This is a genomic window from Halobellus sp., from assembly GCF_042218505.1.
In the GTDB taxonomy this organism is placed as follows: Archaea; Halobacteriota; Halobacteria; order Halobacteriales; family Haloferacaceae; genus Haloquadratum.
The window spans coordinates 153,518-164,811 of record NZ_JBDGQZ010000026.1 but is presented as its reverse complement, the minus strand read 5'-3'; the positions used below and the strand labels follow the sequence as shown (position 1 = coordinate 164,811).

The window sequence follows — 11,294 nt, the reverse complement described above, 5'->3', positions numbered from 1 at the left end:
CAGCTCGATCTTCAGTCGAGTGCTCTCCCAGTCTGAGCTAAGGCGGCGCAGTTCGATCGAAGCCGAGTATATAAAAAAGGGTTTCGGATCGGCTCAGTTTCGGTCGGTTCCACCGCCGTCCCGCGACTCCGGCCCCCGGTTCAGGGAGTAAGATCGTCGCGGACCCGTCCGGCGAGATACCCCGTCGCACCGCCGAATCCGGCACCGATACCGGCTCCGAACGGCCCGAGAGGGCTGCCGAGCGCCGCGCCGACTGCTGCTCCTGCTCTCGCCCCGCGCTCTGCGTGTGACTTCTTACCACAACACTTCATATCAACAGAAGATTGGACTACACGAACAAAAACTGCCCGGCGGATCCGGCGCGAGACTGGGTCATCACCGCGACCGGTTCCTCTCGACAGGCGGATTCGAACTCCAGTCGCTCGCGGTGCTCGCTCCGTTCGAATCCGCCGCTCGGTTATGGGTTTGCGACTCACCATTCGGTTCGTCACAAAATCCGTATGGGCTCGGGCGGATTCGAACCACCGACCTCTTCCTTGTAAGGGAAGCGTCATAACCACTAGACCACGAGCCCGTAGCCGAAACGAATCCACACACGTGTATAACCGTTTCCAATCCCGTACGACCGAACCCTTACCACCGTACGGCCGAATCGCAGCGTATGCCTGATCGCCGGACGCTCGCCGCGCTTGCGCTCGCCGGTGTCGCCCTCCTCGCGGCCGGGTACGTCGTGGTCGCGAGCAATCCGGGGCTCCTCCCGACGGGCGAATACGAGCGCACGACTGTCACCGTCACCGACGATCGGACCGGCGAGACGCTCGCGGCCGTGGACGTCCGGGTCGCTGACACGACACGGAAGCGCTACGTTGGCCTCAGCAGCACCGAATCGCTCGGGACGGACGAGGGGATGCTGTTTGTTCACGACGCCGAGGGGCGACAGGCGTACGTGATGCGAGAGATGGCGTTTCCACTCGACATCGTCTTCATCGGGGCGAATGGGACGGTCACACAGATCCACCACGCCGAACGTCCGCCGGAGGGGACCTCGAACACGGAGTTGACCCGCTACACCGGCCGGGCACAGTACGTGCTGGAGGTGCCGTACAACTACACCGTGGAGCACGGAATCGAAGCCGGTGACTACGTCGAGGTGGTGGGGCGCTGGGGGGCCGGACGAAACGTGACCCGTCTCCCAGCCAGCTATGAACCTGAAAGCGAAAGGTCGAGGCCCCGAGAGCCCATACTCGAGGTATGAGCGAGGACGATCGGATCGACGCGCTCGGCGACCTCGACGGCTGGCAGAGCGAGGGGTATGCCGCGCGGGTCCACTACCGCGGCGAGGACGACCGCTACAGCGTCGAGTTCTACGCACCCTCGGAGTGCGTCCTGTACTGGAAAGTGAAAGGCGACGGCGAGACGGCCGTGCCAGTCGGCCGCAGCACGGTTCCGGGTCCGCTCCGCGAACGGATCCGCAAGGATCTCGACACAGCAGGGATCGACACCGACATCGAGAAGCGGTCGTTGTGAGGTCGCCGGCGGTCAGATTCTGGCTGCGGCGGACGCCGTGAGCGCCGGGGAATTCGGCTCCATTCAAACCCTTTAGTACCGCTCGACCCTGAAAGGTGACGATGGCTGCCTCCCTCGACGACGACGATCCGTTTGAGCGTCAGCGCGAGCGGACGGAGAACCCAATGCGACGGCTCTTCGCCGAGTACGGTCGCGACAATCTCGGCGCGTTCGTCGTTGGACTGTTCTCGAGTATTGTCGCTCGGGTGCTCGATCTGCTCCCGCCGGTCCTGCTCGCGGTCGCGGTCGACTCCATCTTTGCCGACACACGTCCGTTTTCACTGTGGCTCGTTCCCGACGGATGGCTCCCGGCGACCCGGACCGGACAGCTCTATCTCTCCATCGCGCTTATCGCCGGATCCTTCCTCGGCGCCGCGGCGTTTCACTGGACCCGAAACTGGGGCTGGAACTCCTTCGCCCAGCACATCCAGCACGCGGTCCGGACCGACACCTACGACAAGATGCAGCGGCTGAATATGGACTTCTTCGCCGACAAGCAGACCGGCGAGATGATGTCGATTCTCTCGAACGACGTCAACAGGCTGGAGCGCTTTCTCAACGACGGAATGAACTCCGCGTTCCGCATCGGCGTGATGGTGCTGGGCATCGCGGGGATCCTGCTCTACTGGAACTGGCAACTGGCCCTGATCACGCTCACGGTCGTGCCGCTGATCGGCTACTTCACCTATCGGTTCGTCAACACGATCCAGCCGAAATACGCTGAGGTCCGCTCGTCGGTCGGGCAGCTGAATTCCCGGCTGGAGAACAACCTCGGCGGGATCCAGGTGATTAAGTCCTCGAACACCGAGGGGTTCGAGTCCGACCGCGTCGACGACGTCTCACAGGAGTACTTCGACACCAACTGGGACGCCATCGGAACGCGAATCAAGTTCTTCCCGAGCCTGCGGGTCCTCTCAGGAATCGGCTTCGTTCTCACGTTTCTCCTGGGCGGAACCTGGGTTCTCACCTACCAGCGGACCGGTAGCGCGCCGTTCATTTTCTCGGGGTCGCTCACCCCCGGAGAGTTCGTCGGCTTCATCCTCTTCACCCAGCGGTTCATCTGGCCGATGGCGCAGTTCGGGCAGATCATCAATATGTACCAGCGCGCCTACGCCTCCGCCGCGCGCATCTTCGGGTTGATGAATGAACCCGCCCGGATCGAAGAGGCCCCCGGCGCCGAAGATCTGGCGGTCGAAGACGGGCGTGTCGTCTACGACGACGTCTCCTTCGGCTACGATACCGAGGAGACCATCGTCGAGGACGTCTCCTTCGAGGTCGGCGGCGGCGAGACGCTCGCGCTCGTCGGACCGACCGGCGCCGGAAAGTCGACGGTGCTGAAACTTCTCCTGCGGATGTACGACGTCGATGAGGGCGCAGTCGAAATCGACGGAACCGACGTCCGCGACGTGACGATCCAGAGTCTCCGTCGATCGATCGGGTACGTCAGTCAAGAGACGTTTATGTTCTACGGGACCGTCGAAGAGAACATCCGCTACGGGACGTTCGGGGCGACCCAGGACGAGGTCGTCGAGGCGGCGAAGGCCGCCGAGGCCCACGAGTTCATCCAGAACCTCCCGGACGGCTACGATACCGAGATCGGTGAGCGGGGCGTCAAACTCTCGGGCGGACAGCGGCAACGGCTCTCAATCGCCAGAGCAGTCCTTCGTGATCCCGAGATTCTCGTCCTCGACGAGGCCACCTCGGACGTCGACACCGAGACCGAGATGCTGATCCAGCGGTCGCTCGATCGACTCACTGCCAACCGGACGACGTTCAGCATCGCCCACCGCCTCTCGACGATCAAGGACGCCGACACCATCGTCGTGCTCGACGACGGCGAGGTCGTCGAACGCGGGACCCACCAGGAACTGCTGGCCGACGAGGGCCTGTACGCGCACCTCTGGGGCGTGCAGGCCGGCGAGATCGACGAACTGCCCCAGGAGTTTATCGAGCGGGCGACCCGCCGGGCGTCGCGAACGATCGAACCCGACGCCGACGACTGAACCGCACGTCGTCAAACGCCGCCGTTTTCGAAATCGAAATTCGGAGCCGAACGTTGATGATGCGGCGGTCGCACCTGTCAGTACGATGCCCTCCATCCGGCCGGCTGACCGTGCTGTCTCACCAGTCATCGGGGTCGCCCTGATGCTCGTGATCGTTGTCGCCACTGCGGCCGTCGTTGGCGGATTGCTGCTCGGCATCGAGATGCCCAACGATCCAGCCCCGCAGTACCGCTATCAGACGGCGTATGTCGCTGACGGTGCGGGGAACACCGACGACCGACCGTACGTGAATATCACGCTGACCGGCGGAAAGATCGAACCGGGCGAGGACTTCTACATCGTCGACAGCGACGGCAACGCGGTCAGGTGGGACGCTGTCTGGACCACGGCTGGCCCGCTCACCGCCGGCGACTACGCCCACATCGACGGATACGGAAGCGACAGCGCGCTCAATCACGCCTGCGAGGGCGAGGTCTACCGGATGGTCCACCGACCGGGCGATGGCGAGTCGGCGACGCTGCTTACCGTGGAAATCGAAACCCCTGCAGTCGGAAACGCCACGAGTCACTGTTGAGACGTCGCGCGCTCACCCGAGGTGCGCCCGCAATGCTTCGTTCATCGCATCCACCGGCGCGTCGCGGTCGGTCCAGCGCTCGAACGCTTCGACGCCCTGAAACAACAGCATCCACGCCCCGTCGATCGTCGTCGCGCCGGCTTGCGACGCCTCACGAAGGAGCCGCGTTTCGATCGGTGCGTACACCGCGTCGAGGACGGCGAGTCCCCCGTGAAGATGCGCTGTGGGTACCGGCGTGTCGTCGTCGTCAGGTTCCATCCCGACGCTCGTGGCGTTGACGAGGATCTCCGCGTCAGCGACCCGATCAAGCGTGTCGAGGCCGCCCGCCGTCGCCCCGGGCACGTCCGCTGCCAGCGACTCTGCGCGCTCGGCGGTTCGGTTAGCGATGTGGACGGCCGCGCCGGCGTCAGCGAGCGCGAACGCCACGGCTCGACCCGCGCCACCCGCGCCGACGACGACGGCATCGCGGCCGTCGAGCGCCACGCCGTGGTGGGCGAACGACCGTTTGACGCCGGCAACGTCGGTGTTGTGCCCGGTCGGTGTTCCGCCGGAGAAGTCGATCGTGTTCACCGCGCCGACGCGTCCGGCGACGTCGTCGGGTTCGACGGCGTCCAACACGTCCTGTTTGAACGGAATCGTGACGTTCAGTCCCGCGATGCCGAGCGTGGCCGCGCTCTCGACGGCGGCCGCAGCCGCGTCGCGGTCCGGCTCGAACGTGACGTAGCGAGCGTCCAAGTCCAGTTCGTCGTACGCCGCCTCGTGCATCGGCGGCGACAGCGAGTGCTCGACGGGGGTGCCGAGGAGTCCGAATACGTCCATAGAGAAGGCTGCGCCGGCCACCGAATTAAATGGTAGTTCGACGGCCAGTCTCGCGTCGCTCGTGGCAACGATTGGCACAATAGCGCTGTGTGAGAGACGTATACGCTCTCGTGCTGGAACCACAAGGGATATGGACAGGAGGGCCACTTTCTGGAGTAATGACTTCGCGCTTGCGCCACCCGCTCACTGCCACAGGCGCTGCCGTCGTACTGACTCTGCCGTGGGTGTTCTCGTGGGCGACCGGCCTCGCTGAGGGGTTCACATCGCTGACGACGGTCGCCGTCAGCGGCTTCGCGGTGCTCGGTGCGTCGTTCCTGCTCGCGTGGGGCGCAGAGACGGCCGAGAAGGACGTCCCGCGGGCGTTCGCACTCGCCGTGCTGGCCGTCCTCGCGGTCGCGCCGGAGTACGCGGTAGATGCGCTCTACGCGTGGCAAGCCGGTGCCGATCCGGGTAGTTCGGCTGCCGCTAATCTCGCAGTGGCGAATATGACCGGCGCGAACCGCATCCTCATCGGACTGGGCTGGTCCGGGATCGCGTTATTCTCGATCTACAAGGCGACCTCGGGGTCCCGGGGCGACGACAGCGTCGTCAATAACGAGGGGACGCTCCGCGACGCGGTGAAACTCGACCCGAGCATCGCCACGGAGATTCTCTTCCTCTTCGGTGCGACGGTGTTCGCCTTCTTTGTCCCGCTCAACGGCGGCATCGGAATGATCGACACGATCGTTCTCGTCGGGCTGTACGTCGCGTATATCGGGATCATCATCCGTGGCGACGCCGAGGACCACGACGAGCAGGTCGGCGTCCCGGCGTATTTCCAGGCGAAATCCCGGCGGGTCCGGGCGCCGGTCATTCTCACGCTGTTCGCGTACTCCGGGTTCCTGATTCTCACGGCGGTCGAACCGTTTGCCCACGGCCTCGAAGAGTTGGGTCTCCAGTACGGCATTCCCGAGTTCTTTATGATCCAGTGGATCGCGCCGCTGGCCTCCGAGAGCCCCGAACTAATCGTGACCGCGTACCTCGTCAATAAGGCCCGCGCGACTGCGGCGTTCAACGCCCTGATATCTTCGAAACTGAACCAGTGGACGCTGCTGATCGGGACACTCGCGGTCGTCTACAGCATCTCGCTCGGTGCCATTGGCGTCCTTCCGTTCGACTTCAAGCAGACGGCCGAGATCTGGCTCACCGCCGCCCAGAGCTTCTTCGCGCTGGCGATTCTCGTGAACTTCCGGATCAGCGTCCGCGAGGCCGTGACACTGCTCGTGCTCTTCGTTTCACAGGTGGGTATCGAGTTTGCGATCATCCAGACCGTCCCCGAGGCGACCGCCGAGACGTACTCGATCTACATTCTGCTCGCGTACACCGTCGTCTACGTCCTGCTCGGGATCGGACTGCTCGCCACTCGACGGGAGGAACTCAGACGACTCGCCAAGCGGACTGTCGCGAACATCCGCGGCACGCCGATTCCGGATCCGGAACACGCGGATTGAATCGGTGCCGGCGGGACGTGCGCACATACTGCCGCCTCGGTGCGTTTTTATACGATCGGGCGGCCACTCCCGAGCGTGATCGGTCTCGTAGTGAGTCGAGCGGACGACGCGTCGGTCGCGATCGGTGAGGCGCTTCGCTCGCTGGTCGGGTGGGACGAACTGACCGACGATACCAGGAGCGACGCCGCAGGCGGCGGGACGTACTACCGCCACGGCGACTTCGAACTCCGGACGTTCGACGCCTGGCATCTCGAACTCGTCGACGCCGCCGACGCGTTCGCCTCGGCTCCCGAGTTCGTCGCGTTCCTCTCGCGACACGCGGGCGACACCGGGCCGCTCCTGACGGCGCATTTCACCGGGAATTTCGGCCCCGCGGAGTACGGCGGCGACCCGGGTGAACTCGCGCGGGCCTGCCCGAACGTGCAGCGCGAAGCGCTGTCCGCGTTCGGCCGGCACGCCCCCGAGGAGTACGAGGTCGGCGTCGAATGCACCCATCACGGCCCGAGCGACGTCGGCGCGCCGTCGCTGTTCGTTGAACTCGGCAGCAGCGAGTCCGAGTGGAGCGACCCCGAGGGCGCGCGGGCCGTCGCGCGCTCGGTCCTCGAACTCTCCGGAGTCGACGCAGACGCGGCCCCCGGCGGGGACGGACCGGGCGAGAACCGCCAGATCGTCGGCTTCGGCGGCGGCCACTACGCCCCGCAGTTCGAGCGAATCCTCCGGGAGACCGACTGGCGAGTCGGCCACGTCGCCGCCGACTGGGTCCAGAAGTCGATGGGGGCACCCGCGGCCAACGCGGACGTGATCGAGCAGGCCTTCGATCAGTCGGCGGCGACGCGGGCCATCGTCGCCGGCGACGACCCTGACCTCGAAGCCGTCCTCGAAGATCTCGGCTACCGCGTCGTGGACGAGACGTGGCTCCAGGTCACGAGCGGCGTGCCACTGGACCTCGTCGACACCCTCGAAGGCGTGCTCGCCCCCATCGACGACGGGGTACGCCTCGGCGATCCGGCGGAGCAGGTCTCCGAGGCGGCCGCCGATCCGGACTTCACGGTCGTCTCGCTCCCGGATGACCTGCTCGCGGAGGCGTCTGGGATCGGCCGCGAGGCGACGTTCGACGCCGTGGCGGCGCACGCGCTCGCGTTCGAGACCGTCGAGGGCGGAACGAAGCCACGCGGTCGCGCAGTCGTGGCCGACGATGCGGCCGTCGACGAACTTCTTGAGGCGCTCTGTGAGGTGCTCGAATCGAAGTACGACGCGGTCGAGCGATCGGGCGAGGACGTCGTCGCGGTGCGGGAGACGTTCGATCCCGCCGCGGCCGCCGAGGCGGGCGTCCCGGAAGGTCCGGCGTTCGGCCGGTTGTCCGCCGGCGAGTCAGTCGAGGTCGCGGGACGAACTGTACGCCCCGACGAGGTCCGAACGAGCGAGCGAGTGACCCTCCGCGCAGCGGCCCCAGTTATCGCCGTTGATGCCGAATCGGCGCGCGATTCGAAGGCCGATTCGGCGTGATCGCCCTAGATGCCCGCGTCGGCCCGCGTCAGCGTCAGACGCGCGTCTGACAGAAGGGGGAAAGATAATTAAGCTGTGTTCGGTACGAACGGGCATACTATGGACTCCATCGTCGACGATGCGATAGACGAGGCCGAGGAGACGGGGGATGGGAACGCCGTCGACGCCAGCACAGACGAAGCGCCACGGACCGGAACGATGACCGACGAGGAACTCGAGGAAGTCCTCGTCGACCTGCAGACGGACATCACGGTCGTCGGCTGCGGAGGCGCCGGCGGCAACACCGTCAACCGAATGCACGAGGAGGGCATCGAGGGGGCGACGCTCGTCGCCGCCAACACCGACGTCCAGCACCTCGTGGAAATCGAAGCCGACACGAAGATCCTGATGGGCGAGCAGAAGACCCAGGGGCGCGGCGCAGGGTCGCTCCCCCAGGTCGGCGAGGAGGCGGCGCTGGAGTCCCAGGGCGAGATCTACGAGTCGATCGACGGCTCCGATATGGTCTTTGTCACGGCGGGCCTCGGCGGCGGCACCGGCACTGGCTCGGCGCCGGTCGTCGCGAAGGCCGCCCGCGAAGCCGGCGCGCTCACCATCGCCATCGTCACGACGCCGTTCACGGCCGAAGGCGAAGTCCGGCGCACCAACGCGGAAGCGGGGCTCGAACGCCTCCGCGACGTCGCAGACACGGTCATCGTGGTCCCCAACGACCGGCTGCTCGATGCCGTCGGCAAACTCCCGGTCCGACAGGCGTTCAAAGTCTCCGACGAGGTCCTGATGCGCTCGGTCAAGGGCATCACTGAACTCATCACGAAGCCGGGGCTCGTCAACCTCGACTTCGCCGACGTGAAGACCGTAATGGAGCGTGGCGGCGTCGCGATGATCGGTCTCGGGGAGTCGGATTCGGAATCGAAGGCGCAAGATTCCGTCAAAAGCGCGCTCCGATCGCCGCTCTTGGACGTCGACATCTCGGGGGCGAACTCCGCGCTGGTGAACGTCACCGGCGGCTCGGATATGAGCATCGAGGAAGCAGAAGGCGTCGTCGAGGAGATCTACGACCGGATCGACCCCGACGCCCGCATCATTTGGGGCACGTCCGTCGACGAGGAGGTCGACGGGACGATGCGGACGATGATCGTCGTCACCGGCGTCGAATCGCCGCAGATCTACGGCCGGAGCGAGGAGGAAGAGGTCAATCCGCAGCCGACGGCACCCCAGAAGGGCCAGCAGGGCGGCGCAAGCGGTGAACCGGGCACCGAGATCGACTACGTCGAGTAGCCCCGCCCTCGCCCCGCCGCATCAATAGATAGAAAAAGCCTGGCGCGTTACAGTGCGATAAGATGGACGTCAAGTACGACCTGACCAGCTACGTACGGGTGCTGAAGCTGGCCAGCACTCCGTCGTGGGAGGAGTTCTCACAGATCGGTCTCATTGCCGGTGCCGGCATCGTCTTGGTCGGCTTTATGGGCTTTCTCATCTACGCCGTTATGACCTTCCTCCCGGGGGGTGTGTGACGTGCCGATCTACTCGGTCAAGACCACCGCCAGCCAGGAGCGCACCGTCGCCGATATGATCGCCAACCGCGAGGCCGACGAGATTCACGCCGTGCTCGCGCCCGACTCGCTGACCAGTTACGTGATGGTCGAAGCCGACAACGATGGCATCATCACGCGCGTCTTAGAGGAGATTCCCCACGCCCGCGGACTCGTCAAGAGCGGCGGCGAGGCCGGCCGGTCGTCGATGGCCGAAGTCGAACACTTCCTCTCGCCGACACCCGACGTCGAGGGAATCGCCGAGGGCGACATCGTCGAACTGATCGCCGGCCCGTTCAAAGGAGAGAAGGCCCGCGTGCAGCGGATCGACGAGACGAAAGATCAGGTTACCGTCGAACTCTACGAGGCGACGGTTCCGATCCCGGTCACCGTCCGCGGCGATCAGATCCGCGTTCTCGACAGCGACGAGCGCTGAGCGCCGCGTCGCTCTTCGATTCGTTCGCGCAGTGCTATCGTCGATAGACGCTCGATTGGGAGGACCGCTGGAGGACGTTCGGGCCCGTCGGTGGGCGTCGCTGTTCGTCCTCGATTCTGGCGGCTACAGCGCATCCCGGCTCTTGAGTTCCTCGACGACCCCACGGAGGTCAGCCTCGTCTTCGATATCCGCTTTGACATCTTCACGGACGCGGACCGCCGTCGAGTCGGCGTCGTACGCTCGGACGTACTCTGCACGGGAGTGTTCCTCGAAGGCGTGTCGGATGGCGAAGTAGCCGTCGGGGACGACGCTGCCACAGACCGCACACTCGTGGCGATCGTGTTCCACCGTCTGGTGGATAATGGCGGATTCGGCGTCCTCGAAGCGCTCCGGGCAGCCGCCGATGCCGCACTTCCACAGGGACATACCGGAACGCACGGAGAGCGACGACTAAATCGTTCCGCAGTCGGCGGGGAATAGAAATCCATAACCCGACCCCGGGCGGATCGACAGACGTGAGCGACACGGTCGTCTCCGATGGGAAGCACTCAGTCCGCGAGGGCACGGACGCGACGGCGGCCAGTGTCGCGGGCGTCAGCGCGGCGACGACCCGCGTCGATCCCCACGTGAAAGTCGTAGACGAGACGGTGGCCGCCCGCGCGAAGGCCCGCGACCTCGACGTGCTGGTGTATGCCCCGCACTTCACGCGACTGCCCGAGATCCGCGAGCGCGCCGCGCGCTTCTCCGACGACGAGCTCCTCGTCGTGCCCGGCCGCGAGGTGTTCACTGGCACCTGGCGGAATCGCCGGCACGTCCTCGCGGTCGGTCTCACCGATCCGGTGCCGGACTTCATCAGTCTCGACGGCGCGCTCTCGGCGTTTGCGGCGCAGGAGGCGGCGGTCCTCGTCCCCCACCCCGAATTCCTCAACGTCAGCCTGTCGGCCGACGAAATCGCCGCAGTCGAAGACCGAGTGCACGCCATCGAGACGCACAACTTCAAGGTGTGGCCGCAGAAGAACAGCCGAGCACAGTCGATCGCCAGCGACTCCGATATTCCCACGTTCGGCTCGTCGTACGCACATCTCCGCGGGAGCGTCGGTGAGGTCTGGACGACGTTCGACCGGCGGATCGAGTGCGAGTCCGACCTGGTGGAGGCACTGCGGGACGGGGCACCGCGTCGCGTCTACCGTCGTAACGGCACTGCGCACCGCGCCCGCTGTCTCGCGGAGTTCGCACACCTGGGGTACGAGAACTCCTGGAAGAAGGTCGATCGCCTGATGCTCTCGGGAACCGAACCGACGCATCCAGACCACGTGGCTTATGACGGCAATTTCGACGCCGTCAGCGAGTACTGATACTGAGTGCGCTCGT

The 11,294-nt window shown here is 65.5% G+C and carries 12 protein-coding genes, 1 tRNA gene and 1 pseudogene; 10 read left to right on the top strand and 4 right to left on the bottom strand.

Annotated elements, in window-relative coordinates; genetic code table 11:
- Nucleotides 1-140: 140 nt before the first annotated feature.
- Together ABEI27_RS09115 and ABEI27_RS09110 are read right to left on the bottom strand one after the other, a co-directional pair.
- On the bottom strand, nucleotides 141-311 hold the full coding sequence (locus ABEI27_RS09115) for a glycine zipper domain-containing protein (protein WP_375799085.1): 171 nt from the start codon (nucleotides 309-311) through the stop codon (nucleotides 141-143).
- A gap of 190 nt (nucleotides 312-501) precedes the next feature.
- Nucleotides 502-574 (bottom strand) — tRNA-Val (locus tag ABEI27_RS09110).
- Between the two features lie 87 nt (nucleotides 575-661).
- On the opposite strand from ABEI27_RS09110, the pseudogene ABEI27_RS09105 reads away from it, so the two are divergent.
- From ABEI27_RS09105 to ABEI27_RS09090, 4 genes and pseudogenes are all read left to right on the top strand, one after another.
- Nucleotides 662-1,153 (top strand): annotated as a pseudogene (locus ABEI27_RS09105) (DUF192 domain-containing protein); the annotation flags it as partial.
- 98 nt (nucleotides 1,154-1,251) lie between these two features.
- A complete protein-coding gene (locus ABEI27_RS09100) occupies nucleotides 1,252-1,527 on the top strand; it encodes a hypothetical protein (RefSeq protein ID WP_375799084.1) in 276 nt (91 codons plus the stop codon).
- A 101-nt stretch (nucleotides 1,528-1,628) separates the two neighbouring features.
- Entirely contained in the window at nucleotides 1,629-3,569 is a 1,941-nt protein-coding gene (locus ABEI27_RS09095; protein WP_375799083.1) for an ABC transporter ATP-binding protein, read from the top strand.
- 85 nt (nucleotides 3,570-3,654) lie between these two features.
- Nucleotides 3,655-4,143 carry a type IV pilin gene (locus tag ABEI27_RS09090; RefSeq protein WP_375799082.1) on the top strand — a complete coding sequence of 163 codons (489 nt, stop codon included), beginning with the start codon at nucleotides 3,655-3,657 and terminating at the stop codon, nucleotides 4,141-4,143.
- Between the two features lie 12 nt (nucleotides 4,144-4,155).
- On the opposite strand, the gene ABEI27_RS09085 is transcribed toward ABEI27_RS09090, so the two are convergent.
- Nucleotides 4,156-4,962 (bottom strand): shikimate dehydrogenase, encoded by an 807-nt coding sequence (locus ABEI27_RS09085; protein ID WP_375799081.1) that lies wholly within the window; start codon nucleotides 4,960-4,962, stop codon nucleotides 4,156-4,158.
- Between the two features lie 158 nt (nucleotides 4,963-5,120).
- On the opposite strand from ABEI27_RS09085, the gene ABEI27_RS09080 reads away from it, so the two are divergent.
- From ABEI27_RS09080 to ABEI27_RS09060, 5 genes are all read left to right on the top strand, one after another.
- The gene (locus ABEI27_RS09080; RefSeq protein ID WP_375799080.1) at nucleotides 5,121-6,452 is read left to right on the top strand and encodes a sodium:calcium antiporter; all 1,332 of its coding nucleotides are present in this window, start codon (nucleotides 5,121-5,123) and stop codon (nucleotides 6,450-6,452) included.
- A 75-nt stretch (nucleotides 6,453-6,527) separates the two neighbouring features.
- On the top strand, nucleotides 6,528-7,958 hold the full coding sequence (locus tag ABEI27_RS09075) for a D-aminoacyl-tRNA deacylase (RefSeq protein ID WP_375799079.1): 1,431 nt from the start codon (nucleotides 6,528-6,530) through the stop codon (nucleotides 7,956-7,958).
- Between the two features lie 99 nt (nucleotides 7,959-8,057).
- On the top strand, nucleotides 8,058-9,233 hold the full coding sequence (ftsZ, locus tag ABEI27_RS09070) for a cell division protein FtsZ (protein ID WP_375799078.1): 1,176 nt from the start codon (nucleotides 8,058-8,060) through the stop codon (nucleotides 9,231-9,233).
- Between the two features lie 62 nt (nucleotides 9,234-9,295).
- Nucleotides 9,296-9,469, top strand: coding sequence for a protein translocase SEC61 complex subunit gamma (locus tag ABEI27_RS09065; RefSeq protein ID WP_089764591.1), 174 nt, complete (start codon nucleotides 9,296-9,298; stop codon nucleotides 9,467-9,469).
- 1 nt (nucleotide 9,470) lies between these two features.
- The gene (locus tag ABEI27_RS09060) at nucleotides 9,471-9,923 is read left to right on the top strand and encodes a transcription elongation factor Spt5 (protein WP_375799077.1); all 453 of its coding nucleotides are present in this window, start codon (nucleotides 9,471-9,473) and stop codon (nucleotides 9,921-9,923) included.
- 123 nt (nucleotides 9,924-10,046) lie between these two features.
- Here ABEI27_RS09060 and ABEI27_RS09055 read toward each other — a convergent pair whose 3' ends face one another.
- Nucleotides 10,047-10,349, bottom strand: coding sequence for a hypothetical protein (locus tag ABEI27_RS09055; RefSeq protein ID WP_375799076.1), 303 nt, complete (start codon nucleotides 10,347-10,349; stop codon nucleotides 10,047-10,049).
- Between the two features lie 200 nt (nucleotides 10,350-10,549).
- Here ABEI27_RS09055 and ABEI27_RS09050 point away from each other — a divergent pair, with 200 nt between their 5' ends.
- Nucleotides 10,550-11,278 carry a PHP-associated domain-containing protein gene (locus tag ABEI27_RS09050; RefSeq protein ID WP_375799090.1) on the top strand — a complete coding sequence of 243 codons (729 nt, stop codon included), beginning with the start codon at nucleotides 10,550-10,552 and terminating at the stop codon, nucleotides 11,276-11,278.
- Nucleotides 11,279-11,294 lie beyond the last annotated feature (16 nt).